The sequence below is a fragment of the Shinella fusca genome (assembly GCF_014203155.1).
In the GTDB taxonomy this organism is placed as follows: Bacteria; Pseudomonadota; Alphaproteobacteria; order Rhizobiales; family Rhizobiaceae; genus Shinella; species Shinella fusca.
Genome location: NZ_JACHIK010000012.1, coordinates 63281 through 89486 on the forward strand (window position 1 = coordinate 63281; position 26206 = coordinate 89486).

General features: G+C 68.2%; 27 protein-coding genes. 6 read left to right on the top strand and 21 right to left on the bottom strand.

Annotation, left to right across the window (positions count from 1 at the left end; genetic code table 11):
• Window positions 1–10 precede the first annotated feature (10 nt).
• The 4 genes from HNQ66_RS16650 to mog form a co-directional block, all read right to left on the bottom strand.
• Window positions 11–1462, bottom strand: a complete 1452-nt coding sequence (locus tag HNQ66_RS16650; RefSeq protein WP_184145300.1) for a mannitol dehydrogenase family protein — start codon at window positions 1460–1462, stop codon at window positions 11–13.
• The gene (gene uxuA, locus HNQ66_RS16655) at window positions 1459–2679 is read right to left on the bottom strand and encodes a mannonate dehydratase (RefSeq protein WP_184145301.1); all 1221 of its coding nucleotides are present in this window, start codon (window positions 2677–2679) and stop codon (window positions 1459–1461) included. Before uxuA ends, HNQ66_RS16650 begins: the two co-directional genes overlap by 4 nt.
• Before the next feature lie 92 nt (window positions 2680–2771).
• Window positions 2772–3878 carry an NnrS family protein gene (locus HNQ66_RS16660; protein ID WP_184145302.1) on the bottom strand — a complete coding sequence of 369 codons (1107 nt, stop codon included), beginning with the start codon at window positions 3876–3878 and terminating at the stop codon, window positions 2772–2774.
• Entirely contained in the window at window positions 3878–4405 is a 528-nt protein-coding gene (gene mog, locus HNQ66_RS16665) for a molybdopterin adenylyltransferase (protein WP_184145303.1), read from the bottom strand. Before mog ends, HNQ66_RS16660 begins: the two co-directional genes overlap by 1 nt.
• A 184-nt stretch (window positions 4406–4589) precedes the next feature.
• Between mog and HNQ66_RS16670 the strand changes: the two genes are divergently transcribed.
• On the top strand, window positions 4590–4739 hold the full coding sequence (locus HNQ66_RS16670; RefSeq protein WP_184145304.1) for a hypothetical protein: 150 nt from the start codon (window positions 4590–4592) through the stop codon (window positions 4737–4739).
• 59 nt (window positions 4740–4798) lie between these two features.
• On the opposite strand, the gene HNQ66_RS16675 is transcribed toward HNQ66_RS16670, so the two are convergent.
• The 4 genes from HNQ66_RS16675 to HNQ66_RS16690 all read right to left on the bottom strand — a co-directional run bounded on the left by HNQ66_RS16675 (window position 4799) and on the right by HNQ66_RS16690 (window position 7354).
• Complete coding sequence (locus HNQ66_RS16675; protein WP_184145305.1) at window positions 4799–5095, bottom strand: metal-sulfur cluster assembly factor; 297 nt, start codon at window positions 5093–5095, stop codon at window positions 4799–4801.
• 4 nt (window positions 5096–5099) lie between these two features.
• Window positions 5100–5633, bottom strand: coding sequence for a DUF2249 domain-containing protein (locus tag HNQ66_RS16680; protein ID WP_380780060.1), 534 nt, complete (start codon window positions 5631–5633; stop codon window positions 5100–5102).
• Window positions 5634–5635: 2 nt separating this feature from the next.
• On the bottom strand, window positions 5636–6988 hold the full coding sequence (locus HNQ66_RS16685; RefSeq protein WP_184145307.1) for a hypothetical protein: 1353 nt from the start codon (window positions 6986–6988) through the stop codon (window positions 5636–5638).
• A gap of 87 nt (window positions 6989–7075) precedes the next feature.
• Window positions 7076–7354 (bottom strand): DUF2249 domain-containing protein, encoded by a 279-nt coding sequence (locus HNQ66_RS16690; protein WP_184145308.1) that lies wholly within the window; start codon window positions 7352–7354, stop codon window positions 7076–7078.
• 225 nt (window positions 7355–7579) lie between these two features.
• Between HNQ66_RS16690 and hemN the strand changes: the two genes are divergently transcribed.
• The gene (gene hemN / locus HNQ66_RS16695) at window positions 7580–8932 is read left to right on the top strand and encodes an oxygen-independent coproporphyrinogen III oxidase (protein ID WP_184145309.1); all 1353 of its coding nucleotides are present in this window, start codon (window positions 7580–7582) and stop codon (window positions 8930–8932) included.
• Between the two features lie 58 nt (window positions 8933–8990).
• Here hemN and HNQ66_RS16700 read toward each other — a convergent pair whose 3' ends face one another.
• The 6 genes from HNQ66_RS16700 to HNQ66_RS16725 all read right to left on the bottom strand — a co-directional run bounded on the left by HNQ66_RS16700 (window position 8991) and on the right by HNQ66_RS16725 (window position 14581).
• Window positions 8991–10889 carry a nitric oxide reductase activation protein NorD gene (locus HNQ66_RS16700; RefSeq protein WP_184145310.1) on the bottom strand — a complete coding sequence of 633 codons (1899 nt, stop codon included), beginning with the start codon at window positions 10887–10889 and terminating at the stop codon, window positions 8991–8993.
• 8 nt (window positions 10890–10897) lie between these two features.
• Window positions 10898–11701, bottom strand: a complete 804-nt coding sequence (locus tag HNQ66_RS16705; protein ID WP_184145311.1) for a CbbQ/NirQ/NorQ/GpvN family protein — start codon at window positions 11699–11701, stop codon at window positions 10898–10900.
• Between the two features lie 63 nt (window positions 11702–11764).
• Window positions 11765–13111, bottom strand: coding sequence for a nitric-oxide reductase large subunit (locus HNQ66_RS16710; RefSeq protein WP_184145312.1), 1347 nt, complete (start codon window positions 13109–13111; stop codon window positions 11765–11767).
• A 24-nt stretch (window positions 13112–13135) separates the two neighbouring features.
• Window positions 13136–13588: a c-type cytochrome gene (locus tag HNQ66_RS16715; protein ID WP_184145313.1), complete on the bottom strand. Its 453-nt coding sequence runs from the start codon at window positions 13586–13588 to the stop codon at window positions 13136–13138.
• A 155-nt stretch (window positions 13589–13743) separates the two neighbouring features.
• Complete coding sequence (locus HNQ66_RS16720) at window positions 13744–14019, bottom strand: cytochrome C oxidase subunit IV family protein (protein ID WP_184145314.1); 276 nt, start codon at window positions 14017–14019, stop codon at window positions 13744–13746.
• Window positions 14020–14026: 7 nt separating this feature from the next.
• Window positions 14027–14581, bottom strand: coding sequence for a cytochrome c oxidase subunit 3 (locus HNQ66_RS16725; RefSeq protein ID WP_184145315.1), 555 nt, complete (start codon window positions 14579–14581; stop codon window positions 14027–14029).
• A gap of 101 nt (window positions 14582–14682) precedes the next feature.
• Here HNQ66_RS16725 and HNQ66_RS16730 point away from each other — a divergent pair, with 101 nt between their 5' ends.
• Both HNQ66_RS16730 and HNQ66_RS16735 read left to right on the top strand, forming a co-directional pair.
• Entirely contained in the window at window positions 14683–14838 is a 156-nt protein-coding gene (locus tag HNQ66_RS16730; protein ID WP_184145316.1) for a hypothetical protein, read from the top strand.
• 9 nt (window positions 14839–14847) lie between these two features.
• Window positions 14848–15309, top strand: coding sequence for a hemerythrin domain-containing protein (locus HNQ66_RS16735; RefSeq protein WP_184145317.1), 462 nt, complete (start codon window positions 14848–14850; stop codon window positions 15307–15309).
• 8 nt (window positions 15310–15317) lie between these two features.
• On the opposite strand, the gene ubiV is transcribed toward HNQ66_RS16735, so the two are convergent.
• The 3 genes from ubiV to ubiT are packed head-to-tail and all read right to left on the bottom strand — an operon-like array spanning window position 15318 to window position 17736.
• Window positions 15318–16253 carry a ubiquinone anaerobic biosynthesis protein UbiV gene (gene ubiV, locus HNQ66_RS16740; RefSeq protein WP_184145318.1) on the bottom strand — a complete coding sequence of 312 codons (936 nt, stop codon included), beginning with the start codon at window positions 16251–16253 and terminating at the stop codon, window positions 15318–15320.
• 8 nt (window positions 16254–16261) lie between these two features.
• On the bottom strand, window positions 16262–17239 hold the full coding sequence (ubiU, locus tag HNQ66_RS16745) for a ubiquinone anaerobic biosynthesis protein UbiU (RefSeq protein WP_184145319.1): 978 nt from the start codon (window positions 17237–17239) through the stop codon (window positions 16262–16264).
• Window positions 17230–17736, bottom strand: coding sequence for a ubiquinone anaerobic biosynthesis accessory factor UbiT (gene ubiT / locus HNQ66_RS16750; RefSeq protein WP_184145320.1), 507 nt, complete (start codon window positions 17734–17736; stop codon window positions 17230–17232). The genes ubiU and ubiT overlap by 10 nt, the downstream gene beginning before the upstream one ends.
• Before the next feature lie 108 nt (window positions 17737–17844).
• On the opposite strand from ubiT, the gene HNQ66_RS16755 reads away from it, so the two are divergent.
• On the top strand, window positions 17845–19359 hold the full coding sequence (locus HNQ66_RS16755; protein WP_184145321.1) for a UbiD family decarboxylase: 1515 nt from the start codon (window positions 17845–17847) through the stop codon (window positions 19357–19359).
• On the opposite strand, the gene HNQ66_RS16760 is transcribed toward HNQ66_RS16755, so the two are convergent.
• Together HNQ66_RS16760 and HNQ66_RS16765 are read right to left on the bottom strand one after the other, a co-directional pair.
• Entirely contained in the window at window positions 19318–22431 is a 3114-nt protein-coding gene (locus HNQ66_RS16760; RefSeq protein WP_184145364.1) for an efflux RND transporter permease subunit, read from the bottom strand. The genes HNQ66_RS16755 and HNQ66_RS16760 overlap by 42 nt on opposite strands.
• A 23-nt stretch (window positions 22432–22454) precedes the next feature.
• Window positions 22455–23651: an efflux RND transporter periplasmic adaptor subunit gene (locus HNQ66_RS16765; protein WP_184145322.1), complete on the bottom strand. Its 1197-nt coding sequence runs from the start codon at window positions 23649–23651 to the stop codon at window positions 22455–22457.
• Window positions 23652–23772: 121 nt separating this feature from the next.
• Here HNQ66_RS16765 and HNQ66_RS16770 point away from each other — a divergent pair, with 121 nt between their 5' ends.
• On the top strand, window positions 23773–24435 hold the full coding sequence (locus HNQ66_RS16770; protein ID WP_184145323.1) for a TetR/AcrR family transcriptional regulator: 663 nt from the start codon (window positions 23773–23775) through the stop codon (window positions 24433–24435).
• Here the strand turns inward: HNQ66_RS16770 and HNQ66_RS16775 are convergent.
• Together HNQ66_RS16775 and HNQ66_RS16780 are read right to left on the bottom strand one after the other, a co-directional pair.
• Window positions 24426–24746: a hypothetical protein gene (locus HNQ66_RS16775; RefSeq protein WP_184145324.1), complete on the bottom strand. Its 321-nt coding sequence runs from the start codon at window positions 24744–24746 to the stop codon at window positions 24426–24428. The two genes, HNQ66_RS16770 and HNQ66_RS16775, sit on opposite strands and share 10 nt — an antisense overlap.
• 130 nt (window positions 24747–24876) lie before the next feature.
• Complete coding sequence (locus HNQ66_RS16780; protein ID WP_184145325.1) at window positions 24877–25980, bottom strand: branched-chain amino acid aminotransferase; 1104 nt, start codon at window positions 25978–25980, stop codon at window positions 24877–24879.
• Between the last annotated feature and the right edge of the window lie 226 nt (window positions 25981–26206).

Consider the following 26206-nt stretch of genomic DNA (forward strand, 5'->3'; position numbering starts at 1 on the left):
CGCGCAGGACCTATCTGGCTTCCGCGCGGATCGCCTTCTCCATGCCGAGCGACAGCATCCGGCCGAGCCTCAAGATCGTCGCCTCAGCGAAGGCGCCGTGCGACAGCCCTTCGGGAAGGAAATCCGGCAGCGCGGCGAGGGCGGAGAAGATCGCCGCCGCATCCTCGCGCGGCGTGTCCGCCAGGGCGGCCGAGAGCTCCTTTTCGCGCGGATCGTTCAGTGGATGATCGCCCCGGTCCAGCACGTAGCGCATCCAGGCCGCCGTCGCGAAGGCGAAGGGCGCGACGTCGTTGCCGCGCGCCAGCGCTTCGAGGGCGGGCGCGAAGATACGCTGCGGCAGCTTCTGCGTGCCGTCCATGGCGATCTGCCGTGTCTCGTGGGCGATGGCCGGATTGGCGAAGCGCGTGCAGAGCCTGTCGGCATAGGCCGCAAGGTCCATGGCGATGTCCGGCAGGGTCGCCGCCGCGGCCGTCATATGCCGGCGCACGAGCGCGGCGAGCGCCCCGTCCGCCATGACGTCGCAGACATAGGTCTTCCCGCTGAGGAAGCCGGCATAGGCCAGCATGGAATGGCTGCCGTTCAGCATCCTGAGCTTCATCTTCTCGTAGGGCGCGACATCCGGGACGAAGAGCGCGCCGGCCTCTTCCCAGGCAGGGCGGCCGGCTGGGAAACGATCCTCGATCACCCATTGGCTGAACGGCTCCGTCTCGATGGCCGCCTCATCCTCGTAGCCGGTCAGCGCGGCGGCATCGGCCCGCGTGCGCGCCGTCGCGGCCGGGGTAATGCGATCCACCATCGTCGAGGGGAAGGCGACCTCCCCGGCGATCCGCTCCGCAAGGGCGGGACCGTGCGCGCGCCGCGCGAAATCGATCACCGCCGCCCGGAGCAGGGTGCCGTTTTCCGGCAGGTTGTCGCAACTGAGGACGGTGAAGGGCGGCAGGCCGCCTGCGAAGCGGAGCGCAAGCCCCTGCGCGATCAGGCCGAGGACGCCGCGCGGCGCGGCGGGCGAAAGAAGGTCTGCGGCGACCGCCGGATGGCTCTCGTCGCAGCCGCCGCTGCGCAGGAGCCCGTAGCCCTTTTCCGTGACGGTGATGCTGACGATCCGGCAGCCGGCCTCCGTCATGGCGGAGAGGACGCGCGGGCCGATATCCCCGCCGGCAACGACGCCGGCGATCGCGCCGACGATGCGGGCATCCGGCGTCTCGCCGCGTTCGATCAGGGTGTAGCGGCCGTCCTGCGGGTTGAGGGCGTTCGCCACGTCCTCGCCGCGCAGGGAAACACCGAGGATCCGCCAGTCGCCGCGGCCGGCGGCCATAGCGCCATCGGTATAGGCGGCGATATGGGCGCGCGCGAAGGCGCCGAGGCCGAGATGCACGATCCCGGTTTTCCTCTCCTCGGGCGCATAGCCCGGCCAGCGTGCCGGAAAACCGTCGAGCGGCCCTGCCTTGGATGAGAGCCTCATTGCCCCGCACCGCGCACGGCCGGATGCTCAAGGGCGGTCATGATGCCGCGCAGCTCGGCAAGGCCCTTGAGGCGGCCGATGGCGGGATAACCCGGCTGCGCCTGCCGCTTGAGGTCGTCGAGGATGTCTTGCCCGTGGTCGGGCCGCATCGGGATGTTGCAATCGGCCCGGCCGGCCGCCTTGCGGCGGCGTTCCTCGGCGAGGATCGCATCGATCATCGCCACCATATCCGTGCCGCCCTCCAGATGCCCCGCCTCGTGGAAGGAGCCGCCGAATTGCGGGGTTTCGCAGAGAACGTTGCGCAGGTGCAGGAAATGCACGCGGTCGCCGAGCCGCCGCATCATGCCCGGCAGGTCGTTGTCGAGGCGCGCGCCGAGCGAGCCGGTGCAGAGCGTGATGCCGCTCGCGGCGATGTCGACCGCATCCATGACGTGACGATAATGCGCCTCGGTCGACATGACGCGCGGCAGGCCCAGGAGCGGGAACGGCGGGTCGTCCGGGTGACAGCAGATCCGCACGCCGAGCTTTTCCGCCAGCGGCGCGACCTCGGCGAGGAAATCGACGAGATGGCCGCGAAGGCTTTCCTCGCTGATGGCGGCATATTCCGCAAGATGGGCGCGCACATCCTCGAGCGTAAAGGATTCGGCGGCGCCCGGCAGGCCGAAGACGACGTTGCCGGCAAGCTGGCGGCGGCAGTCGTCGTCCATTCCGGCAAAGCGGCGCGCGGCATCCTCGACCACGTCGGCGGGGAAGCTTTCGGCCGCGCCGGGCCTTTTCAGGATATGGATGTCGAAGGCGGCGAAATCGACCACGTCGAAGCGCATGCAGGTGGCGCCGGACGGCAGGCGATAGGCAAGGTCGGTGCGCGTCCAGTCCAGCACCGGCATGAAATTGTAGCAGACGATCTCGATCCCGGCGCGGGAGAGGTTCGTCAGGCTTTCCTTCCAGGCGGCGATATGCGCCTTCCAGTCGCCCTTCTGCTTCTTGATGTCCTCCGAGACCGGCAGGCTCTCCACCACTTCCCAGGCAAGCCCGGAGGGCGCGCCGTCCGCCATGAGGCCGACGACCCGCTGGCGCTCGGCGATCTCCTCGGGAGACCAGACCGTGCCGGTCGGCACATGGTGCAGCGCCGAGACGACACCCTCCACGCCCGCCTGCCGCATATCGTCGACCGAGACGAGATCCTTCGGCCCAAACCACCGCCACGTCTGACGCATCTCATCCCCCTTGCGGATTGCGTATCGTGGGGCCAGTGTTAGCAATTAGTCGACTAGTATGCAAGTCACGGACTGGTGAAGCCGCATGGAGTTCACAGGGGCAAGCCGCCCCGCATCGCGCTGAGAAGGGGAAAGGGCGCAGGCTTCGCCAGCGCATGCGCATGCGCCGACAGGAAGAGGAGCCAGGCAAGGGACCATGCGGCCCCGGCGACGGAAAGCCACGGGACGGACGGCCCGGACACTTCCGCCATGATGCGTGCCGCGGCGGCGGCAAAGACGAGGCAGAAGGCAATCCAGTGCCGCCGCCGGGGCCGGAGCTCCGCCCCGGCCGCACGCCGCATCGACACGCGCGCCGCAACCGCGAGGATCATCGGCCCCATGACCGCCATGGTCAGGGCATGGACCTCCGCCAGATGCGGCACCAGCCCCGACCTTGCGGCGGCGATCGCGAGCAGACCGGGAACGAGGCCGGCATAGCCGAGGCAGAGCATGCGGTTGGCCTCGCCCAGCCGGAGGCCATCGAGGCCGTGGCAAAGAACCCAGAGCGCAGCCGCGAGCAATGCGCCGGCCCCGGCGATGCCCGGCAGCAAGAGGCCGGCACCCAGCGGGACGGCCCCCAGCCAGAGCGGCGGCCGGCGCGGAGGGAGAAGCCCGCGGCGGCAGCGCGCCTCGGCCGTGAAGGCCGGCACCAGCCGTCCGCCGACGAGGAAGACGAGCACGGCCATCGCCTCGGGAAGCACTCCGGCAAGGCCGGGCTGGACTGGCAGCAGCGCCTCGGCCGCGGCCAGCATCGGCGGCACCGCAGCCAGAGGCGCCTTGTCCCACCGCCCCGCCCGCAGGACGGGCCACAGGATCGCAAGGGCAAGGGCCGGCGCCGGCAGCAGGACCGGCCAGAGCGCCTCGGGCCGGCAAAGAAGCGAGGCGAGGCGCGCGGCGAGCACCAGCGCGCCGATGCCAAGGGCCGGCAGAGGAAGCGGCCGCCCCGTCCAGGCCTTCTGCGCCGTCATGACATAGCCGCAGACGGCCGCCCCGCCGAAGCCGAACAGGCCGAGCCGCACATGCGCCAGCCGCGGATCCGCAAGCGGCAGCAGCCAGAGCCAGGGCAGCGCGGCCGCCATGGGCGCGGCAAGCGCGAAGAACACGCCCGCCGGATGGAAGGCCAGCAGCGGACGCGATCCGGCGCCCTTCCCCGCGCCCATCAGGCCGGGGACACGGGCCTGAAGGCGTTGAGGCGGGCGGGATCCGTCTCGATCCGGCCCGCGCCGATCAGGTCGAGGCAATAGGGTACGGCGGCGAAGACGGCGTTGAGGCTGACGCGGATCGAGGTCGGCTTGCCGGGCAGGTTTATGATCAATGTGCTGCCGCGCGTGCCGGCCGTCTGCCGGGAGAGGATGGCGGTCGGCGTCTGCACAAGGCTCGCCCGCCGCAACTGTTCGCCGAAGCCGGGCAACTCCTTCACCATGACCGCGCGCATCGCCTCCGGCGTCTCGTCGCGCGGCGAAGGGCCCGTCCCGCCGGTGGTGAGGATCAGGTCGACGCGCTGCTCGTCGCACAGCTCCACCAGCGCATCGCGGACCGGACCGAAGCCGTCCGGAACGATCCACCGCACGATCTCGAAGGGCGAGACGATCGTCTCGCGCAGCCATTCCTCGATGGCGGGGCCGCTCAGGTCCTCGTACTGCCCGCGGCTGGCGCGGTCCGATATCGTGAGGATGGCTATCTGCATCGTGTCCCTCGTTTCCATGGCGGCGGGCGAAGATAGCGCGGCCGGCGGAAGAGCATCTTTGCGCGGGCACAAGCAAGGCAAAGCCGGTCCGCCCACGTCCTCCCCGCGGCGAGGCTGCGTTTTTTGGTCGCGTAGACCGTCCCCTCAAAGTGGCATATGATTTACCACAATAACGGAGGTTTCCATGGACAAAGAAGAGACGCGTAAGCCGTTCGTGTTTTCCAGCGAAGACGTCAGCGGCCGCGACCTGAACGGCAGCAGCCTGATGCCCATGCTCGTCGCCGGGCTCATCCTGATCGGCATCGGTGCGGCGGCCGTCATGATCTTCGTCTAGGCGGCCGCCCGGAAAGTGCTGGAAGTAGAACGGCCCGGAGCTTCCTCCGGGCCGTTTCCTCATGCCGTCGTCATCATGTCCGGCGACCACGGCGGCTCGTAGGTCATGTGCACCTCGGCATATTCGACGCCCGGCACGTACCAGACGCAATTGCCCACCGCCTCTTTCAGGTAGCCGCTCGCCGGGCAGCCGCGCGTCGTAGTGGTCATGGTGACGCGGGCGATGCCGCCCTCCTCCACGGTTATGTCGTAGATCAGGCCGAGATCGACGATATTCTGGCCGATTTCCGGGTCGATGATCATGCGCAGCGCATTGCGGATATCCTGCGCCAGCGCGGCTTTTTCGTCTTCGTCCATGGTCTTACGCCTTCGGCCGGCCGACCCGCACGAGGATGCGATAGGCCGTGCCCGTCTCGTCGAAATTGCCGGCCCACTGGTGGCCCCGCTTGCTCAGCTCCGGAAAGAGGAAGATCGGCTCGCGGGAGAGCACGGCGAAGAGCACCTTGCCCGCCTCCAGCTCCTCGGCCGCCGCGAGGATGCGGACCATCGGCTCCGGCGGATCGAGGTCGGAGAGGTCGAGATGGAGCGAGGGATCCGGCCAGGTCTCCGGGCTGTCGGCATCGGCCGAGGTCTCGACCGGCGCCACGTCCGCGCGCGGCGTAAACAGCACCTCCCAATGGCCGTTTCCGATCTCGCGGGCCTCATGGTCGAAGCCGCGCCCCTCCATGACCTGGAAGAGCGGCTGCGGACGGAAAGGGGCGACGAGCTTCAGGCCCTGCCCCGGGGCGAGCGTGGTGACGGCCTGCATGATCTCCTGGAACGGCTCGCCGCCGTTCTGCAGGATCGGCCGCACGTCGAGGACCTTCGGTGCGGTCTCGGTTGAAACATCGGGCATGGTCATCTCCTTGAAGCGGAAAGAGGCAGGAACAGATGGGGCTGCACCATGCCGGCCGGCGCACGAAGCGCCGCCGGCACGACGGCGAGCCGGCGCGTGCGGATGAACTCCCGCGCCAGCGCCAGCGTCGCGAGGAGTTGCAGGGCCACCAGCCCCCGGAACATGCCGGGCGCGCCGGCAAGAAGGGCGAGTGCCGCCGCCGCGCATGCGGCGTAATAGACCCCGAACAGGATACGCGCATGGCGCTCCTCGACAAGGTCCTGCACGCGCGGCACCGGCATCCGGCCGAGAATGGGGCCATAGGCCTCCAGCCAGGTCAGGAAGGCGACGATCTTGAAGAGCTGGGCAAGCCCGAGCCCCGTCAGCCAGCCGAAGACGAAGAGATAGACCGCTGCCGCAACGCCCTCGCCGCCTCTTACGGCCGGGATATTGAGGAGCACGAGGGAAAGGCCGAGCGCAGAAAAGGCGGGAAAGGTCGCGCGGATGTTCAGCTCCGCCTGCTTGCGCTTGCGCGAACGGTAGATGTGCCGCACGTCGCCGCCGTAGAGCGCGACGGCCGCGAGCGAGAGGACGAGCGCTGCGGTAAACAGCACGTCCACGCCGGAAACGGCGAAAAGCACGAGGACCACGCACAAGGCGACCAGCCCCGCCGCCAGCACCATGGCCCACCAGGCGGCGCGGCTCGTCCGCCGGTCGGTCTCCGGTGCCAGCAGGAACATGGCGAGCAGCCGGTAGCTGACGCCGACCGCCGTGATGGAGAGCCAGCCGCCGAGCCCGAGCGCCGCGTGCAGCGGCACGCCGTCGGCCAGCAGCCGGGCAAGCGGCGCGCTTTCGTCGAGCCCCGAAAGGCCGGCGGTGAAGGCCGCGCCGACAAGAACGGCCGCAAGGAGACAGACGAGCCCCGCCGCCACGAAACGGGCAGGCAGCGGCAGCGGGCGCGCCGTACGAAGCGTCGCCGCGAGAACGCCCGCAAGGAGGCCGAAGCCGGCAAGGAGCATGCCGCCGCCGAGCGGCAGCAGGAAAAGCGGCAGGTCGAGACTGCCCGAGAGCGCCACGAAGCCGGCGACGAGCGCGGCAAGCCCGCCGGCAAGCAGCACGAGGGCGGGCGCCGCGAAACGCCCGCCGACGAGCGGACGGGCGACGAGCACCGGCACGAACTGCAGGAGGGCGCCCCCCATCAACAGGCTCAGCCAGCCGATCACCGTGACATGCACGACGACGAGCGTTTCCGGCGCGCCGATCGATGCCGCCGGATAGCCGTAGCCGGCGGCCATCAGGCCCTGTGCGGTGAGGAGCATCAGGCAGGCGATGGCGAAATAGGACATCGTCCAGCGGGAGAGCGTGGCGCCCGGCATGTCGTTTCTCCTTCGCCGCGCCCTATACCCTGGCAATTCCGGCCGCCCTGCGCAGCGTCTGGCGTCCGGAATCGCATGCGAACGGAACTAGTGGTCCGAGCCGCAGCAGCATTCACAGCCGCCCTCGTCCATCCGGCCGATCTCGACGCGCCAGACGTCCGGCCCCTCTTCCAGGTAGTCCCAGCCGAACTGGCCGGGGAAATTGGTTTCGAGCTGGTAGTGCAGCGGGCGCGGATCGTGGTCGCTGGTGATCAGCATGGATGTGCCCGGAAGCAGCGAACCCAGCATGCCGAAGATGCGCGGATGGCGTTCGCGCGGCGGTATGGTGCGCACGTCGATGGAGGGCTTTTCCTGATGGTCAGACATGGTCGATATTTCCGTCCCGGCCGCTCCGATCCCGTTCCGGAGAGCACGGCCGACCCGACCGGAACCAGCCGAGGCTAGCCCCCGCTTCCGGCCTCCACTTTGACGATGCGCAAACAATTCCTCAAATCCGGCCGCGATGGCGCCCTGCTTGGCTTTTCGCAAAGAAGGGCCCGCCCGCCCCTCCTAGGCTCCCCTCGACGGACCATCACGGACAGAGGAAGCGCCATGCAACAGGCCCTGATCGAAAAATACGGCGAGGCGCGGCTGCCGCGCTATACGAGCTATCCGACCGCCCCCGGCTTTTCGCCGGCCGTCGGCGTCGGCACCTACGGAGACTGGCTTTCCGCCGTGAAGCCGGGCACGGAGGCTTCGCTCTATCTCCACATCCCCTTCTGCCGCTCCATGTGCTGGTATTGCGGCTGTCACACCACGATCACCCAGCGCGACGAGCCGATCCTCGACTACATCGACATGCTGCGCAGGGAGATCGACCTCGTCTCGGAGAAGGTCGAGCGGCGGCTGAAGATTCGCCATGTGCATTTCGGCGGCGGCACGCCGACGATCATGCAGCCGGAAGAGTTCTGCGACCTCATCGGCCTCCTACGCGCGCGCTTTGCCTTCATGGCCGGCATGGAGATCGCGGTCGAGATCGACCCGCGCACCCTCACGCCCGAAATGGCAGACGCGCTGGGCGAAGCGGGCGTCACCCGCGCGAGCCTCGGCGTGCAGAGCTTCGACCCCGTCGTGCAGAAGGCGATCAACCGCATCCAGACCGAGGCGCAGACGGCCGAGGCCGTGACCCGGCTGCGCAAGGCGGGCGTCGAGGGCATCAACTTCGACCTGATCTACGGCCTGCCGCACCAGACGGTCGCCTCCTGCATCGAGACGGCGAAGGCCGCCGTCGCCATGCGGCCGGAGCGCTTCGCCGTCTTCGGCTATGCTCACATCCCCTCCTTCAAGAAGCACCAGCGGTTGATCGACGAGCGCGCGCTGGCCGATGCCGCGGGACGCATGGCGCAGGCCGAGGCGATCGCCGAAACGCTCACCGCCGCCGGCTATGTCCGCATCGGCCTCGACCACTATGCCCTGCCGGGCGACGGCCTTGCGCTTGCGGCCAGGCGCGGGCGGCTGCGGCGCAATTTCCAGGGCTATACGACGGACGCCTGCACGACGCTGATCGGCTTTGGCGCCTCCGCCATCGGCCGCACGCCGGAGGGCTACGTCCAGAACGAGGTGCCGCCGGGGCTCTACGCCCAGCGCATCGCCTCCGGCCGCCTCGCCACCGTCAAGGGCTACCGCCTGACCGCCGAGGACCGGCTGCGCGCCGAGATCATCGAGCGGCTGATGTGCGATTTCCGCGTGGACGTCGCCGCCATCGCCGCCCGCCACGGCCTCGACGCGGCGCCGCTGATCGAGGGCAATGCCCGTCTTGCGGCGCTCGCCGAGGACGGGGCGGTCGACGTGCGCGGCGGCACCGTCACCGTGCGGCAGGACCATCGCTTCATCATCCGCGCCGTCGCCGCCGCCTTCGACGCCTATATCGGCGAGACGGCCCGCACGCACAGCAAGGCCGCCTGAAACGAAAAGGGCCCGGCATGGTGCGGCATGCCGGGCCCTTCCTCGCGGTCTCCAGCCTCTATCCCACGAGACCGCGATAAATTGCCGGCAGCGCAGCCGGCAGCCGGGCGATGTTGCCGACGATGGCATAGCCGTTACGGCCGAAGAGGGCCGGCACATAGGCCTGCGCCTCCCGGTCCACCGTCACCCCGAACACGCTGACGCCGGTGCGGCGCGCCTCCATGACGGCGCGGCGGCTGTCCTCCAGCGCAAAGCGCCCCTCGTAATGGTCGACGTCGTTCGGCTTGCCGTCGGTGAGGAGGAGCAGGAGCTTGCGGCGGTTCGGCTGTTCCCGCAGCTTCGCCGCCGCATGGCGGATCGCCGGCCCGATGCGGGTATAGAAGCCCGGCTTCAGCGCGGTGATGCGCGCCTCCACGCCACGGCCCATCGGCTCGCCGAAATCCTTGACCGTCTCGACCCGCACCCAGGAGCGCCGGCGTGAGGTGAAGGTGAGGATCGAGTGGCTGTCGCCGCAGGCGGCAAGCCCGTGGGCGAGCACCGTCAGCGCCTCCTTCTCCACGTCGAGCACCCGGCGGTTGTCGAACCAGGCGTCGGTCGACAGCGACACGTCGACGAGGATGGTGACGGCAAGGTCGTGCGCCTGCGGCCGGCTCATCAGGTGGATGCGGTCGCTGCCCTGTCCGCCGGCGGCAAGGTCGCTGCGCGCGCGCACCACGGCATCGAGGTCGAGTTCCGACCCGTCGAGCTGGGCACGCAGCATCTCGTGGCGCGGCCTCAGCACCTCGAACTGCCGGCGCACGCGGCGGATGAGGCTCTTCGTATCGGCATCGGCCTCCGGCATCGCCGCCGTGTCCGGGGCGGGCGAAGCGAGCACATGGCAATGGTCCGGCAGATAGGTGCCGGTGCGGTAGTCCCATTCGGGATAGGTGTATTCGCCCGTCAGCCGCGTGCGGTCGAGCGCTTCGGGCGGCAGGTCGAGATCGAAGCGGAAGCGGGCGGCGGGCCGCCCCTTGCGCTCGCCGAGCGTCATGTCGTCGAGCTCGTCGGCGGCGCTGGAATCGTGGTCGTCGCTGTCGTCGCCGGGGCGGTCGACATTGACCATCTCGGCCATCGCCAGGATCTTCTCGAAGCGGTTGAGGATGAAGGGACTGCGCTCGCCCTTGCGCTTCTCCGCCGCCTCGCGCTGCGCAATATGGCGGCCGGTCTCAGGCGCAAGCGGCGTGCCGCCCGCCGCCGGCTGGTCGTCCTCACCGCGCCCCTCGCCCTCGGCGCGCAGCAGCGCATCGGGCCAGAGCGGCACCGGCAGCATGGGAAGGTAGCGCGGCGGCGCGCGGTGCGGGAAGATGACGGGCATCGTCTCGTCGGCAAATCCCGCGCCTTTCCTGAGAAGGCCGAGGATGCGGTTCTCGACATGGCGCTCGATGGAGGGCAACGGCCGGGCAAGGCGCGCCTCCAGCGTCGCGGCGCAAAGCCGGCGATAGCGCCGTGTGAGGCCCGGAAAGGCGGCGAGCACGGCCTTCGCCGTCGCCTCGGCGCGCCGGAGCGCGGCAAGGTCGCGTTGCAGCGGATCGTTCTCGGTGATCGGTTCGAGCGGCATCACCGCCATGGCGGCGGCGAGCCAGATGTAGAGGTCCCGGTTGAGGCCGCGGTCGGCGAAGAGGTCGATTTCGCCGGGCAGCATCAGCGTGGCGTGATCGCGACCGGGCTGGACAAGCTTCTCCTCGCCGAGCCCCATGCGCTCGCGCAGCCTGAGGCGATGCGTCGACGTGCGCCCGCGGGCCGGCGCGATCTGCACCGCACCCTCTCCGCCGAAGCCGCGGAAGCAGACGGCGAGCACCGGCCGCACGTCCTCCAGCCGCACGGCGTGGTCGGGATGGCGCGGCCAGCTGCCGGCCTTGCCCACCAGCCGGTGCCAGGCGCGGCCGACGGTTTCCTCGAGCTCCAGGAAATCCAGCATGGCGGACCTCAGCGGATCATCGCGTCGGCGACTTCGAGGAGGGCGGCGCGCACGTCCGGCTCGTCCGTCAGCGGCTCGATCATCGCCGCGCGAACGGCCTCGCGCACGTCCATGCCGCTGTCGATGAGGCAGGCGCAATAGACGAGGAGGCGCGTGGAGACGCCCTCTTCGAGGTCGTGGCCCTTGAGCGCCCTGAGGCGATGGGCAAGCTCGACCAGCGGCGCGATGCGCGCCTCGTCCAGCCCGCTCTCGGCGGCGACGACCAGGATTTCCGCGGCCTTCGGCAGGAAGTCGAACTCGATGGCGACGAAGCGCTGGCGGGTGGAGGGCTTCAGCGCCTTGAGAAGGTTCTGGTAGCCGGGATTGTAGGAGACGACGAGCATGAAGCCGGCCGGCGCCTCCAGCACCTCGCCGGTGCGCTCCAGCGGCAAGATGCGCCGGTCGTCGGTGAGCGGATGGAGGACGACAGCGACGTCCTTGCGGGCTTCGACGATCTCGTCGAGGTAGCAGACACCTCCGTCACGCACCGCGCGCGTCAGCGGCCCATCGACCCAGACCGTGTCGCCGCCCTTGAGGAGATAGCGCCCGGTGAGGTCGGCGGCCGAAAGGTCGTCATGGCAGGAGACCGTCGAGAGCGGCAGGCCGAGCTTTGCGGCCATGTGGCTGACGAAGCGCGTCTTGCCGCAGCCGGTCGGCCCCTTCAGGAGGAGCGGTAGCTGGCGGACCCAGGCTTTCTCGAAGAGGGCGCATTCATTGCCCGAGGGGCTGTAGGCGGGAATGTCGGCGCGCGCGGCCTTGAGCATGACGTTCATTTCGATCTCCAAAACTTCAGGAAAGAGGTGCCGGCCCCGTGGGATGACGGGGCCGGCCAGCGCTCACTCGGCCGGCTGGACCAGACGGGTGAGGCTGTCGGCACGCTCGCGGCCGGGCACGAGCACGGCCCAGATGAACATCAGCGCCGAGACGAGGACGACGGCGCCCGAGCCGAGGCGGACCCAGTAGAACAGCGAAAGCTGGTCCTGCACGTCCATGTAGCTTTCCCCGAGCACGCGCTGGAGATGGACCTGCACGACGCCCGCGAAGGTGAGCGCGAAGGTCATCACCGACATGGCCGTGCACATGATCCAGAAGCTGGCGATCGAGAGCCACTGGTTGTAGGGCTGGCGGCCGCGGATTTCCGGGATCGCATAGGCCATCATGGCAAGGTTCAGCATCACATAGGCGCCGAAGAAGGCGAGGTGCCCGTGCGCGGCGGTGACCTGCGTGCCGTGGGTGTAGTAGTTCACCGACGACAGCGTGTGCAGGAAGCCCCAGACGCCCGCGCCGAAGAAGGCCATGACCGAGCAGCCGATCGACCAGAGCAGCGCGGCCTTGTTCGGATGGTTGCGGCCGGCCTTCCAGGTCATCACGAAGGTGAAGATGACCATGGTGAAGAAGGGCGCCACTTCCAGCGTCGAGAAGAGCGAGCCGATCCACTGCCAGTAGCCCGGCGCGCCGATCCAGTAGTAGTGGTGGCCCGTGCCGAGGATGCCCGAGAAGAGCGCGAGGCCGACGATGACGTAGAGCCACTTTTCCACGACCTCGCGGTCGATGCCGTTGAGCTTGATCATCAGGAAGGCGAGCACGGAGGCCATGATCAGCTCCCATACGCCCTCGACCCACAGGTGGATGACGTACCACCAGTACATCTTGTCGAGCGCCAGGTTCGCCGGGTTGTAGAAAGCGAAGAGGAAGAAGAGCGCAAGGCCCCACAGGCCGAAGAGCAGTATGTTGATGACCGTGGTCTTGCGGCCCTTCAGCGCCGTCATGGTGATGTTGAAGAGGAACATCAGCGCGACGACGACGATGCCGATCTTGGCCGGGAACGTCTGCTCGAGGAATTCGCGGCCCTCATGGATGCGGAAGAGGTAGCCGACCACCGTGAGCCCGGCGGCGGCGAAGAACAGCCAGAACTGGACGATGGCGAGCTTGGGGCTGTAAAGCTCCGTCTCGGTCTCTTCCGGGATCATATAGTAGGTCGCGCCCATGAAGCCCATGAGCAGCCAGACGACGAGCGCATTGGTGTGGATCATGCGCACGATGTTGAAGGGCAGCAGCTCGGAAAGCGTGTTCGGCAGCACGTAGATCGTGCCGGCGAGGACCCCGAAGGCCAGCTGGGCGAGGAAGAGGCCGAGCGCGCCGTAGAAGTACAGCATCGCGACCTTTTGCGTTTGATATTTCATGTCTTGTCTCCTGAGCGCAATCGGTCAACCGGCGTCGTTCGGCGGCCAGTCCTGGGTTTTGATCTTGCTCGTCCATTCGAGGAAGTCGGCGAGATCGTTGACCTCCTGTTCGGTGAGGTTGAATTGCGGCATCTGCCGCCGGCCCTCCGCCCCGCTCGGCTGCGCGGCCATCCAAGCCTTCAGCGCCTCGCGCGCGCCTTCCGGATCCTCGACGCCGCCGTAGCGCTTCCACACATTGCCGAGCTCGGGCGCGAAATAGGCTCCCTCGCCCAAGAGCGTGTGGCAGTTGATACAGGCGTTCTTTTCCCAGACGTGCTTGCCGCGCACGACGCTGTCGGTCAGCGTCGACTCGTCGGTGGAGGTCGTGCGCATGTAATAGTGGGAGTGGGCCGTCAGCCCGACGAAGATCGTGAAGAAGAAGATGGACCCGCCATAGAAGACGTTGCGGGCCCCGGTCTTGGTTAGGCGCTCTGCCATCCCCTGGTCCTTTCCCTTGCCGAACCTCAAGGGGCCCGGCGACAAAACCCCGCGGTGGTTCGCCGGCGATCCCCTCGCCGGCATGCGGGACACCCGAGGTTCTAGCCACGGGGGCGACGCGGTCTTTGCGCATTGGCAAAGACCGGGGCGGTTCGTCAGCCGATGAACGTGACGGCGAGCGCGCGGACGAGCGCGAGCGACAGGAGCGCCGCCGGCCAGGCGAGCAGCGCGGAGCGCAGGATGCCGCGGCTGGTGCGCAGCTCCATGAAATCGAGGATGACGAGGCGGCCCTTGGCGAAGGCCATGACCAGCACGGCGGCGACCGGCACGAGGAGCCCGCCGCTGAGGCCGCCGACGAGCGCGCCGCCGGCGGCGAGCGTCAACAGCATGGCGAGGGTGGCGATGAATTGTTCGCGGGCCTGTCGGGTCATGGGTGCCTCAGGTGAGATAGACGATGGGGAACATCACGAGCCAGACGAGGTCGATCGCGTGCCAGAGCGTGGCGATCATCACCACGTTCGCCCGCGAAGGCCGCCAGGCGACGAGAAGGAGAACGCCCGCCCCGAAGACGACGTGCAGCAGGTGGAAGCCGGTGATGAGGAAATAGAGCTCCGAAAGCCCGCCGGCGGCGGCGATGCCCGAGCGGATCTCGACGCCGTATTCGACGAGCTTGACCGTGGCGAAGAGAAGGCCGAACAGCGCGGCGAGCAGCAGCGGTCCACGGACCGCGCCATCGCCACGGCGCACGGCCAGCGCCGCCTGCCAGCCGCTCATGACGAGAAGCACCGTGTTGAGCGCCGCAAGCCCCGGATGGAGATGCGAGCGCAGCAGCGCCGCTCTTTCGATATCCACCACCGTCATCACCATGAAGGCGATGAGCAACGCGCCGAAGGCGGCAAGTTCGCTCCATACGAGGATCCAGAGCAGGAGCGAGTCGGCTTCGCCGCTCTCCGCGCTGCCCGCCGCAATGTCCATGTCATCTATCGTCGCCATGGGGCTTCCCTAGCGTGGCGAGCCGGGGCCTTCTTTGCGCCGGCACAAAGAGCGGCGATGCCCCGCGCGGCATGATGACGGCAAAACGAAAGGATCCTTCCATGACGGACGCTCAGTTCGGCCTCGTCGTCGCGGCCCCGGTCATCGCCGGCTTCGCGCTGGTGCTTTATCGCATGGGCGTGCTGCAGGGGGCCGGCACGATCTCCGCCGTCGGCGCCTCGGTCGTCATCGCCGCCGTCCTGTTCTTCGGCCAGTAGGAGGGCGCCATGAGCGAACCCGTACTGGCTGCCGCCGATATCGGCCGGCTGGAGACGTTGCATACCCGCCTGCTCGACCTTTGCCTGCGCCTCGAGGAGGCGGCGGGCGATCCCGCCATCGCCGGGGAGCTGCGCGAGCTTGCCGAGACCATCGTCCCGCTCCTGAAATCGGCGCACGAGCTGGAGGAACGCCTGCTCTTTCCCGATTTCGACCATCATGCCGGCTCGCACTTCGCGACGATCACCATCGAGCGCCTGAAGGCCGAGCACCGCTGCGACCAGTTTGCCGCGGGCGAGATCTCGAAGACGCTGCAGGCTATCGCCGACGATTGCTGCACGCTGCCGCCGGAAGCGGTCTCCCGCATGATCGGCGGCTTCCAGGAGAGTCTCCGCCGCCACGTCTTTTCCGAGAAGATGATCCTCGAAGCCCTGCTCTCGGCGAGGGAGCAGTCGCGCGACGTCTTCGCCTGAAGCCCGCCTCAGCCGTGCCCCATCGCCGCGTTGCGCCCGCGCGAGACCCAGGCCGCACCCTCCTGCTGGTGCAGGAAGCCGTTGGAGAAGCGGACGCCCGGATAGACCTCCGCCAGTTCCGAAATCGCCTCCTCGCCGTCCATCCGGCCGTCGAGCACGGCACGGTAGAGGCCGGCCACCTTCACCATGTCGCAATCCTGCGGGGAGAGCCGGACGCGCGACAGCCCCGCCTCCACCAGTGGCGCAAGGTCGTCGACGAGCACGGCGCAACTGTTCGACATGGTCTGTACGCCGTTCAGCACGAGGAAGGACTGCTTGTCGAGCGTGCGCAGCGGCAGGCCGTCCGGCTCCTCGCCGCAGATGAACTGGCAATTGTCCTTCGTCAGCCCCTTGGAGCGGGCATGGGCGCAGCGCGCGGAGATGGCGAGCGGCATGCGGCCGAAGGCGAAGAGCTCGAAGGAGAAATCCGGCATGGCGGCGAGCATCTGCAGGACGGACGCGGCCGGCAGCTCCGGCGGCAGGCAGATGTTCTCAGCCCCGCGCGCGGCGAGCGTGCGCGCCGTCGCGGCATTGTAGACGTTGACGAGCGGGCCGATGGAATGCGGCCGGTCCCTGAGGAGGCCGAGCGCCGAGAGGTCGTTCGCCTCCACCGGATGCTCGCTGTCGCGGATGAGGTCGCGCACCTGCCGGCTCTCGCGCTCCAGCGTCACCATGGCGAGGGTCGAGAGCGTCACCTTCTTGCCCGCCGCCTCCAGCCGCTCGATCACCTCGGCGATGTGCGGCTCGCTGAAATGCTGGCGCTTGGAACAGACCGTCTCGCCGAGCGTGACATGCTCGACGGGCGCCTCGTCGGCGATGCGGAAATAGAAATCCCGCCATTTCGGCCCGTCCCAGAGGAAATAGACCGGCCCCAGGCTGAGGGACGGTTTGCGCGTCGTCGTCATGTCGTCTCCTATCGCCAGCGCTTGTCGTAGGCGCCGGTGGTGGTGCGCTGGCCCTCGCTCATGGCGCGAAGGCGGGCGACGAGCGCCGCCCGTTCGGCGGGCGCCGCGCGCAACGCCTTCTTGAGGGAGGAAACCACCTCGGCGACATAGGCCTTGCCGCGCTGGCGCCCCTCGATCTTGAGCGCCGAGACGCCGGCCGCCCGCAGCGCGTCGATCTCGTCGATCACGTCGAGCGAGACGGGATCCTCGAAGGCATAGCCCGCGACGTCGCCGATCTCGAAGCGACCCTTGCAGAGCGTCGGATAGCCGGAGGCCTCGCCCGCGCCGAAGCGGTTGATCGTATAGGCGCCGAGCTCGGAGACGAGATCCTCGCCGTCCTGCCGGTAGCGCACATGGCTTGCCGGCGAGCAGACGCCGTTCATGTTGGGCGACTTGCCGGTGGCGTAGGAGGAAAGCGAGCAGCGCCCCTCCGCCATGACGCAGAGCCCGCCGAAGGCGAAGACCTCCACCTCGCAGCCGATCTGCCGCGTCAGCCGGGCGATGTCCTGCACGGTGAGGACGCGCGGCAGCACGACGCGCTTCGCCCCGAAGGCCTCGATGAGGAAGCGGATGGCATCCGGATTGGAGGCCGAGGCCTGCACGGAGACGTGTAGCCGCTGCTCGGGGTACTTTTCCGCGACATAGGCCATCAGGCCGAAATCGGCGAGGATCAGCGCGTCGGCGCCGAGCGCCACCGCATCGTCGGCCGCCCGGTACCACAGCGCCTCGTCGCCCGCCCGCATGAAGGTATTGAGCGCGACGAAGGTGAGGACCCGCCGGCTGCGGGCGAGCGCGATCGACTGGCGCAGTTCCTCGCGGCTGAAATTGAGGCCGGGGAAATTGCGGGCGTTGGTCTCGTCGCGAAAGCCGCAATAGACGGCGTCGGCGCCGGCCTCCACCGCCTCGCGGAAGGCGGCGGGCGTGCCGGCGGGGCAGATCAGTTCCATGTCGTATCCCTTCCTTCGAGGGCCTTGGTGCGGATGTAGCGCGCCGTGCCGGCGACGAGCGGCGAGAACGGCCCGGCCAGCGCCCCGAGCTCGCGCGGCAGGTCGATGGCGCTGTCGTCGAGCGCATTGCGCAGCGCCAGCATCGCCTCCATGTCGCCGGTGACGGAAAGGTCGCGCGAGAAGAACAGCGCATCCGCGTCGCACCGGCCTTCGAGAAGGCCGAGCAGCAGCACCAGCAGCCCCTCGATGCGCGCATCGACAAGCGGCGGCTGGCCGCGCGAGACGGTGAGCTGCTGCGCCGCCGGGACGACGGTGAAGTGCAGCGGCAGGTCGGTCGGCGAGAAGCCGTAGCGGGTCTGCCGGTAGTCGCCGAGCCGCTCGAAGAGATCGGGATGCGCCTTCAGCACACCCGAGAAGATGAGCCGCGCCACCCGCTCCACCAGCCAGATCGGCGCGATATCAACCGGCTTTGCGAGGATCGGGGGAAGCGACGACATGGAAAGGCCCTGACGAGATGCGATTGGCCGGAACCTAGGGAGCCATGCGCGGAAGGAGTTTGCGCCAGCACAAAGACCGGGACGTTTTTCCCCGGCAAGGGAGCCGGCATGAAAGCCGATGCCTCGATCCCGCGCCGTTTCGACAGCCTTCAGGATTTCGTCGCCCTCCTGGAACGGCGGGCGCGGCTGAAGCGCATTTCCGCGCCCGTCTGCCTCGTCCACGAGGTCACGGAAATCCATCGCCGCGTGCTGGCGGAAGAGGGCCCGGCCCTGCTCTTCGAGCGGCCGGTCGATGCGGAGGGCAATATCCAGCCGATCCCGCTCCTCGCCAATCTCTTCGGCACGCGCGAGCGCATCGAATGGGGGCTGGGGCTGGAGACCGGCGGGCTGCCGCGTCTCGCCACGTTCCTCGCCGACCTTCGCGACCCGCGCCCGCCGCGCTCGCTGCGCGATGCCTGGGGGAAGCTGCCGCACCTGAAGGCCGCGCTCTCGATGAACCCGCGCGCGGTGCGGCGCCCGCCCTGCCAGGAGATCGTCCGGCGCGGCGAGGATATCGACCTCGGCCGGCTCCCCATCCAGACCTGCTGGCCCGGCGAGCCCGACCCGCTCGTCACCTGGCCGCTCGTCATCACCGCCTCGCCGGACGATCCTTCGGATATCAATGTCGGCATCTACCGCATGCAGCGGCTCGGCCGGAACCGGCTGATCATGCGCTGGCTCGCCCATCGCGGCGGGGCGCGGCACCACCGCCTCTGGCAGGCCAGGGGCCTCGACATGCCGGTCGCCGTCGTCATCGGCGCCGATCCCGCGACGATCCTGTCCGCCGTCATGCCGCTGCCGGACGGCATGAGCGAGCTTGCCTTCGCCGGCGTCCTTGCCGGCCGGCGGCAGGAGACGGCAAGCGGCCTCACCGTCCCCCTTCCCCTGCCGGCGAGCGCGGAAATCGTGCTGGAGGGCATGGTCTCGATGAGCGAGACGGCGGACGAAGGCCCCTATGGCGACCACACCGGCTACTACAATGCCGTCGAGCCCTTCCCGGTGATGACGCTCTCGGCGATCACCATGCGGAAGAACCCGCTCTACCTCTCGACCTATACCGGCCGCCCGCCGGACGAGCCCTCCCGGCTCGGCGAGGCGATGAACGAACTCTTCGTGCCGCTGGTCAAGCGCCAGTTCCCGGAGATCCGCGACCTCTGGCTGCCGCCCGAGGCCTGCTCCTACCGCGCCATGGTGGTTTCCATCGACAAGCGCTATCCCGGGCAGGCGCGGCGGGTGATGATGGGCCTCTGGTCCATGCTGCCGCAGTTCAGCTACACCAAGCTGATCATCGCCGTGGACGGCGACATCGACGTGAGAAGCTGGCCGGACGTGATCTGGGCGCTCTCCACCCGCTTCGACGCAAGCCGCGACCTGATGGTCGTGGAGAACACGCCCATCGACTATCTCGACTTCGCCTCGCCGAAATCCGGCCTCGGCGGCAAGCTCGGCCTCGATGCCACCACCAAGATCGGCACCGAGACGGAGCGCGAATGGGGCCGCGTGCTCGCCATGACGCCGGACGTCACCGCCCGGGTCGACGAATTATGGGCTTGCCTCGACCTTGGCAGCGCCACCGCGCCGTAGGCCGGCGATCACCACGAAGAGCAGCGGCACGAAGAAGACGCCGAGCACGGTGGCTGCGATCATGCCGCCCATAACGCCGATGCCGATGGCATTCTGCGCCGCCGAGCTCGCGCCCGTCGCGAAGGCGAGCGGCAGCACGCCGAGGATGAAGGCGAGCGACGTCATGACGATGGGGCGAAGGCGCATGCGCGCGGCCTCGAGCACGGCCTCGACCGCGCTCCTGCCCTGGTCGCGCAAATCCTTGGCGAATTCGACGATCAGGATGGCGTTCTTCGCCGTGAGGCCGATGGTCGTGAGCAGGCCCACCTTGAAATAGACGTCGTTCGACTGGCCGAAGAGCCACGCCGCGACGAGCGCGCCGAGCACGCCGACCGGCACGGCAAGGATGACGGAGAAGGGAATGGACCAGCTCTCGTAGAGCGCGGCAAGGCAGAGGAACACGACGAGCAGCGAGACGGCATAGAGCATCGCCTCCTGCGAGCCCGCCAGCCGCTCCTGGTAGGAGAGCCCGGACCATGCGGAGGCATAGCCGCCGTTAAGGCCGGCGACGAGCTCCTCCATGCGGTCCATGGCATTGCCGGAGCTCGCGCCGGGCTGGGCCGAGCCGTTCATGGCAATGGCGGCCGTGCCGTTGAAGCGCGAGAGCGAGGGCGAGCCCTGCACCCATTTCGTCGTCGCGAAGGCGGAGAAGGGCACCATCTCGCCGGCATCGTTGCGGGCGTACCAGCGCTCGATATCCCCCGGCTGCATGCGGAAGGGGGCATCCGCCTGCACATAGACGGGCTTGATCTCGCCGTTATAGACGAAGTCGTTGACGTTTCTGCCGGCAAAGGCGACCGAGATCAGGTTGTTGATGCCGCTGATGCCGACGCCGAGCGCCCCAGCCTTCTCCTGATCGATGTCGATCTTGAGCTGGCTTTCCAGCGTGCGCGTATTGCCGCGCACGTTGCCGACCGTATCGTCCTTGAGGGCAAGGTCGGCAAGCGTGTTGCTGGCCGCGATCAGCGCGTCGCGGCCCCGGTTGCCGGTATCCTCCAGATACATCGAGAAGCCGTTGCTCTGGCCGAGGCCCTGGATGGCCGGCGGGGCGAGCACGAAGACCTCGGCGTCGCGGATCTTGCGGAAATGGGCCGAGGCGCGCTGCGAGATGGCGGAGGCCGACAGCGCGCTGTCGGTACGCTGGTCGAAATCCTTGAGGCGCACGAAGGCCATGGCGGCGTTCTCCCCGCTGCCGCCGAAGCCGAAGCCGAGCGTCATGAAGACGCTCTCCACCGCGTCCTTCTCGTCGTTGAGAAAATAATCCTCCACCATGTCGATGACGGCCTGCGTGCGGGCGGCATTGGCCCCGGCAGGCAGGGTGATCTGCGTCATCAGCACGCCCTGGTCCTCTTCCGGCAGGAAGGAGGAGGGAAGCTGGGTATAGACCCACCAGGCCCCGCCGAGCAGCGCGGCGAAGACGACGAGCATGCGCAGCGGCCGAAGCACGAGGCGGCCGACCGCGCCGACATAGCCGCGCGTCGTCTTCTCGAAGCCGCGGTTGAAGCCGCCGAAGATGCGCGCGGCAAGCCCGCCATGGGTCGGCTTCAGGAGCATCGCGCAGAGCGCCGGCGTCAAAACGACGGCGACAAGCACGGAAAGGATCATGGCGCTGGCGATGGTGACGGAGAACTGCCGGTAGATGACGCCGACGGAACCGGAGAAGAAGGCCATGGGAATGAACACCGCCGTCAGCACCAGCGCCACGCCGATCAGCGCGCCGGTGATCTCGCCCATCGACTTCTCGGTGGCTTCTCGTGCGGAAAGCCCCTCCTCCGTCATGATGCGCTCGACATTCTCCACGACCACGATGGCGTCGTCGACGAGAAGGCCGATGGCCAGCACCATGGCGAACATCGTCAGCATGTTGATGGAATAGCCGAGCGCCGCCAGCACCCCGAAGGTGCCGAGCAGCACCACCGGCACGGCGATCATCGGAATGAGCGTCGCCCGCAGGTTCTGCAGGAAGAGCAGCAGCACGAGGAAGACGAGAACGACCGCCTCGATGAGCGTATGCACCACCTTCTCGATGGACAGTTCGACGAAGGGCGTCGTCTCGTAGGAATAGGCGATCTCGACGCCCTCCGGCAGCGAGCCGGCGAGGCTGTCGAGTTCGGCATGGACGGCGTCGGCCGTGGTGATCGCGTTCGCGCCGCTGGCAAGCTGCACGCCGAAACCGGCGGCCGGCATGCCGTTATAGGTCGAGCTCTGGCCGTATTTCTCCAGCCCGATCTCCACCCGCGCCACGTCGCCGAGCCGCACGACGGAACCGTCCGGCGCGGTCTTGAGGATGATCTTCTTGAATTCGTCCGCCGAGGTCATCTGCGTCTGCGCGACGATGCTGGCCTTGAGCTGCTGGCCGCGCACCACGGGCGTCGCGCCGATGGAGCCGGCGGCGACCTGCGCGTTCTGCGCCTGGATCGCCGCGGTGACGTCGGAGGGGACGAGCTGGTATTTCTGCATCTGGTCCGGATCGAGCCAGATGCGCATGGCATAGCCGCTGCCGAAGGACTGGACGGAGCCGACGCCGTCGAGGCGCTCGATCCGCTCCTCGATGCTGCTCGACATGATGTCGGAGAGCTCGGACGAGGTATAGCGCCCGTCGCGCGAGACGATGTTGCCGATCATCAGGATGCCGGAGGGCGAGCGCGAGACGGTGACGCCGGCGTTCTGCACCGCTTCGGGCAGTTGCGATTCGACGCGCGCAAGCTTGTTCTGCACCTCCACCTGCGCCAGTTCCGGGTCCGTGCCGCTTGCGAAGGTGAGCGAGATGGAGGCCGAGCCGGTGCTGGAGGTGGACTCCATGTAGAGGAGCCCTTCGAGGCCCGTCAGCACGCTTTCGATCTTGGTCGTGACCGAGTTCTCGACGGCCTCGGCCGTCGCGCCGGAATAGTTCGCGCCGATGCGCACCGTGACCGGCGCCACGTCCGGATATTGCGAGATCGACAGCGAATAGATGCCCATGACGCCGCCAAGCAGCGTGGCGATGGCGAGCACGATGGCAAAGACCGGGCGGGCGATGAAGAAGCTCGCCAGGGCATTGCGCCGGAAACCGCCGCTCATTGGGCGGCTCCCGTCGAAGCGAAGTTCTGCTTGACGACGCCGTCCTCGTCGATCGTCACGTCGACGGGCGTGACCGCGGCGCCGGCGGAAATCTTCTGGAAGCCGTCGACGATCAGCCGGTCGCCGTCCTTCAGCCCGTCGGTCACGATCCAGTCGTTGCCCTGGGTTCCCGCCGTTGCGAGCTTGCGCTCCTCCACCTTGCCGTCGGTAGAGACGACATAGGCGACCGCATCCCCCGCCCCGCTGCGCTGGACGGCGCGTTGCGGCACGAGGAAGGCGTTCGGCATGCTGCCAAGGTCGACGGAGGCCCTGACGAACATGCCGGGCAACAGTACCCGCTCGGGATTGGGGAAGGTGGCGCGCAGGGTGAAGGTGCCGGTGCTCTCGCTGACATTCACCGTCGCCAGCGAGATCGTGCCCCGCGGCCCGTATTCGGCGCCGTTCTCCAGCGTCAGCCTGACGCTCGGCGCACCCTGCTGGCCTTCGCGCCCGAGGCGGCCCGCCTCGACGTCCTCGCGGATTTTCAGGAGGTTCGCACTGGTGTCGACGAGGTCGACATTGACCGGGTCGATCTGGCGGATCGTCGCCAGCGCATCCGTCTGGTTCTGCGTGACGAGCGAGCCGACGCTGACGCTCGCCGTGCCGATGATGCCGGAGATCGGCGCCTTGATCGTCGTGTTGTCGAGGTCGATCTTGGCGGTCTGCAGGCTGGCCCTGGCCGATTCCACATCCGCTTTCGCCTGCAGGAGCGTCGTGCGCGCTTCGTCCAGCGCCTGCTGGCTGACGGCGCTGGAGGATTGCAGCCGCTCGGAGCGGTCGAAGGCGGCCTCAGCGGATTGCTGCGAGGCCTCGGCGCGGGAGAGGGTGGCGCTCGCAGCCTCATAGGCCGCCCTGAACTTGTCGTCGTGCACCGTGAAGAGCACGTCGCCCGCCTTCACCGGGCGCCCCTCGCGGAAATCGATGCTTTTGACGATACCGTCGACCTGCGGGCGGATCTCCGCCGTGGCGCGCGCCCCGACCCGGCCGGACAGCGCGGCGAACCGCGGCACGGACTGCGCCTTGAGAGCGATCACCCCCACCTCGATGGCCGGCGCCGCTCCGCCCGGCCCTTGCCCGCCGCCGTTCTGCTCCGAGCAGGAGACGAGGAAGAGGCCAGCGGCCACAAGGCCGATCCGGATTGCCAAAGCGCGCATCATGCACCTCTTGCCGGCGCGGGGCGATCATCTCGCCCGGTCGCCTTATTTACAAAACCAATGAGTACCATTAATGTCGATCAGCCGAGAATGTCAATGCCGCCCGCACCGGAATGCTCCCATGCCGAAACCCTCTTCCCCTCAGCCGCACACGCAGCGCAAGGCGCGCGGGCGCCCGAAGGTCGCCTCCGCCGATGAGCGCCGGGCCGGGATCGTCGAGGCGGCGCGCCGGCTGTTCCTTGCCGAGGGCTACGGCCGCACGACGATGAGCGAGGTCGCCGCCCATTGCCACGCCTCCAAGCGCACGCTCTACGAATTGTTCCCGTCCAAGACCGATCTTCTCGCCGCGGTGATCGAGCAGCACAGGACCAGCATGCTCGCCCTGCCGGGCGACTACGAGGGGCTCGGCCTCTGCGAGGCGCTGGAGAGGATCTTCCAGGTCGATATCGACGAGGCGGCGGACGAGGAGCGTGCGGCCTTCCTCAGCCTCACCATCGTGGAGGCCGCCCAGTTCCCGGAGGTCGGCGAGATGATGCGCCGGCTGGGCGGGCAGCGCGCGCACGCCCTTCTGGCCGAATGGATGGAGGGGGAGAAAAAGGCCGGCCGCCTCTTCGTCGACGATACGGCGAGCGCGGCCCGGATCCTCATGGACATGATGTTCGGCGCGGTGGTGACGAAGACCGGCACCGCCGCCGAATGGCCCGGACTGGAGGCACGCAAGGACTATATGCGCCGCTGCATCCGCATCTTCGTCCACGGCACCGGAAGGCCCGATCAGACGTAGATCTCCCGGTCGCCGAAGGGATCGCCGTCCTCGAAATTGCGCGTGCCGATGCGCGAGGTGCTTTCGCTTTCGGATGCCTGCGGCGCCTTCTGCGCGGCGCTCGCCTCCTTGGCGGCCTTCGCCGCGGCGATCTCGGCCTTCAGGCTGGCGATGGCCTCCTGGATCTCGGCCTTCTTGTCCGCGCCCTCGGCCTCGGCCAGCTCGCTTTCCTTGCTGGCGAGCTTCGCTTCGAGCGCCGAAAGGCTGGACGTGCCGGAGGAGGAGGAAAGGGTGACGCTCGCCGCCGTCGTCGATGAAACCGCTGTGACCATGCCGATACCGCTCCGTCGTTTCGTTGCGGAAGATTTGGCACGGAGAAATTGAGGTAATCTCAGCGGCGATTTCGTACCGCCTCCGCAGTTCGGCGACGCCGGGCCGATAGCCCGACGCCCGTCGTTCCGTTCAGGCGCCGGTAACGGCGCGCACCCAGCCCTGCGGATCGGGGCGCTGGCCGCGCTGGATGCCGACGAGCGCTTCGCGCATCCGCGTCGTGACGGGCCCGGTGGCACCGTCGCCGATCGCAAATTCCCCATCGGCGAACTTCACCGTGCCGATGCCGGCGACGACCGCCGCCGTGCCGCAGGCAAAGGCTTCCCTGAGGCGGCCCGATGCCACGTCGGCCTTCCACTGGTCGAAGGAATAGCGCTCCTCCCGGACCGTCAGGCCCTGGTCGCGGGCAAGGGCGATCAGCGACTTGCGGGTAACGCCGGGAAGGATGGTGCCGCCGAGCGGCGGGGTGAGGAGCGAGCCGTCCTCCATCACGAAGAAGATGTTCATGCCGCCGAGTTCCTCCACCCAGCGATGTTCCGCGGCGTCGAGGAAGACGACCTGATCGCAGCCCTGTGCGGAGGCTTCGGCCTGCGCGACGAGGCTTGCCGCATAGTTGCCGCCGCATTTCGCGACGCCCGTGCCGCCGAGGGCCGCGCGGGTGTAGTTCTGCGAGACCCAGATCTTCACGGCCTTCGCGCCGCCCTTGAAATAGGGACCGACCGGCGAAGCGATCACGCAGAAGATATATTCACGCGAGGGGCGCACGCCGAGGAAGGTTTCGCTGGCGAACATGAAGGGCCGCAGATAGAGGCTCCCCTCGCCCTGCGGGATCCATTTGGCGTCGATGCGAACGAGCTCCTCGACGGCGGCGAGGAAATCCGCCTCCGGCAGTTCCGGCATCGCCATGCGGCGCGCCGATTCGTTGAAGCGCCGGGCGTTCTCCTCGGGGCGGAAGAGCACCGTGCGGCCGTCCTCGGTGCGGTAGGCCTTCATCCCCTCGAAAATCTCCTGCGCATAGTGCAGGACGCTCGATGCGGGATCGAGCGCGAAGGGGCCGCGCGCAACGATCTCCGCGCCATGCCAGCCCTTGTCCGCGTGCCAGCGGATCACCGCCATATGGTCGGAAAACAGCGTGCCGAAACCGAGATTTCCAAAAGCCGCCTGCCGCTCCGCCTCGGGCATGGGGTTGGCATTCGTCTTCACGGCGAAGGAGAGGCGCGAACTATCAGCGTTCATGGATATTTCTTTCAGTTCGTATCGAGAAAGGCCGACTGTGCCGCGTCCTTCGCCGTTCTTCAAGCGTTGCAGTCACGTCCATCGGCGAACCCTGCCGGAGAACATCGTCGGCCCATGACTGCCATACACCTGGAATAGCCCGTAACGACGGCCCCTCCCCGTAACCCGAAGGCCCGCGCCGGACAAGGGGAAATGCCGTCGAACGGCGGCCACGGCCGGCGGATTT

Bases quoted from the DNA above. Each gene is read 5' to 3' on its own strand.
- ubiT (WP_184145320.1), bottom strand. From the start codon at position 17,736: ATGTCGTCGCTTCCCCCGATCCTCGCAAAGCCGGTTGATATCGCGCCG.
- HNQ66_RS16685 (WP_184145307.1), bottom strand. From the start codon at position 6,988: ATGCCGGGCGCCACGCTCTCCCGCTGGACGATGTCCTATTTCGCCATC.
- HNQ66_RS16775 (WP_184145324.1), bottom strand. From the start codon at position 24,746: ATGGTCACAGCGGTTTCATCGACGACGGCGGCGAGCGTCACCCTTTCC.
- HNQ66_RS16755 (WP_184145321.1), top strand. From the start codon at position 17,845: ATGAAAGCCGATGCCTCGATCCCGCGCCGTTTCGACAGCCTTCAGGAT.
- HNQ66_RS16770 (WP_184145323.1), top strand. From the start codon at position 23,773: ATGCCGAAACCCTCTTCCCCTCAGCCGCACACGCAGCGCAAGGCGCGC.
- uxuA (WP_184145301.1), bottom strand. From the start codon at position 2,679: ATGCGTCAGACGTGGCGGTGGTTTGGGCCGAAGGATCTCGTCTCGGTC.
- HNQ66_RS16700 (WP_184145310.1), bottom strand. From the start codon at position 10,889: ATGCTGGATTTCCTGGAGCTCGAGGAAACCGTCGGCCGCGCCTGGCAC.
- HNQ66_RS16780 (WP_184145325.1), bottom strand. From the start codon at position 25,980: ATGAACGCTGATAGTTCGCGCCTCTCCTTCGCCGTGAAGACGAATGCC.
- HNQ66_RS16725 (WP_184145315.1), bottom strand. From the start codon at position 14,581: ATGGCGACGATAGATGACATGGACATTGCGGCGGGCAGCGCGGAGAGC.
- HNQ66_RS16765 (WP_184145322.1), bottom strand. From the start codon at position 23,651: ATGCGCGCTTTGGCAATCCGGATCGGCCTTGTGGCCGCTGGCCTCTTC.
- HNQ66_RS16660 (WP_184145302.1), bottom strand. From the start codon at position 3,878: ATGGGCGCGGGGAAGGGCGCCGGATCGCGTCCGCTGCTGGCCTTCCAT.
- HNQ66_RS16710 (WP_184145312.1), bottom strand. From the start codon at position 13,111: ATGAAATATCAAACGCAAAAGGTCGCGATGCTGTACTTCTACGGCGCG.
- ubiU (WP_184145319.1), bottom strand. From the start codon at position 17,239: ATGGAACTGATCTGCCCCGCCGGCACGCCCGCCGCCTTCCGCGAGGCG.
- HNQ66_RS16730 (WP_184145316.1), top strand. From the start codon at position 14,683: ATGACGGACGCTCAGTTCGGCCTCGTCGTCGCGGCCCCGGTCATCGCC.
- HNQ66_RS16720 (WP_184145314.1), bottom strand. From the start codon at position 14,019: ATGACCCGACAGGCCCGCGAACAATTCATCGCCACCCTCGCCATGCTG.
- mog (WP_184145303.1), bottom strand. From the start codon at position 4,405: ATGCAGATAGCCATCCTCACGATATCGGACCGCGCCAGCCGCGGGCAG.
- hemN (WP_184145309.1), top strand. From the start codon at position 7,580: ATGCAACAGGCCCTGATCGAAAAATACGGCGAGGCGCGGCTGCCGCGC.
- HNQ66_RS16670 (WP_184145304.1), top strand. From the start codon at position 4,590: ATGGACAAAGAAGAGACGCGTAAGCCGTTCGTGTTTTCCAGCGAAGAC.
- HNQ66_RS16690 (WP_184145308.1), bottom strand. From the start codon at position 7,354: ATGTCTGACCATCAGGAAAAGCCCTCCATCGACGTGCGCACCATACCG.
- ubiV (WP_184145318.1), bottom strand. From the start codon at position 16,253: ATGACGACGACGCGCAAACCGTCCCTCAGCCTGGGGCCGGTCTATTTC.
- HNQ66_RS16675 (WP_184145305.1), bottom strand. From the start codon at position 5,095: ATGGACGAAGACGAAAAAGCCGCGCTGGCGCAGGATATCCGCAATGCG.
- HNQ66_RS16650 (WP_184145300.1), bottom strand. From the start codon at position 1,462: ATGAGGCTCTCATCCAAGGCAGGGCCGCTCGACGGTTTTCCGGCACGC.
- HNQ66_RS16735 (WP_184145317.1), top strand. From the start codon at position 14,848: ATGAGCGAACCCGTACTGGCTGCCGCCGATATCGGCCGGCTGGAGACG.
- HNQ66_RS16715 (WP_184145313.1), bottom strand. From the start codon at position 13,588: ATGGCAGAGCGCCTAACCAAGACCGGGGCCCGCAACGTCTTCTATGGC.
- HNQ66_RS16705 (WP_184145311.1), bottom strand. From the start codon at position 11,701: ATGAACGTCATGCTCAAGGCCGCGCGCGCCGACATTCCCGCCTACAGC.
- HNQ66_RS16680 (WP_380780060.1), bottom strand. From the start codon at position 5,633: ATGCCCGATGTTTCAACCGAGACCGCACCGAAGGTCCTCGACGTGCGG.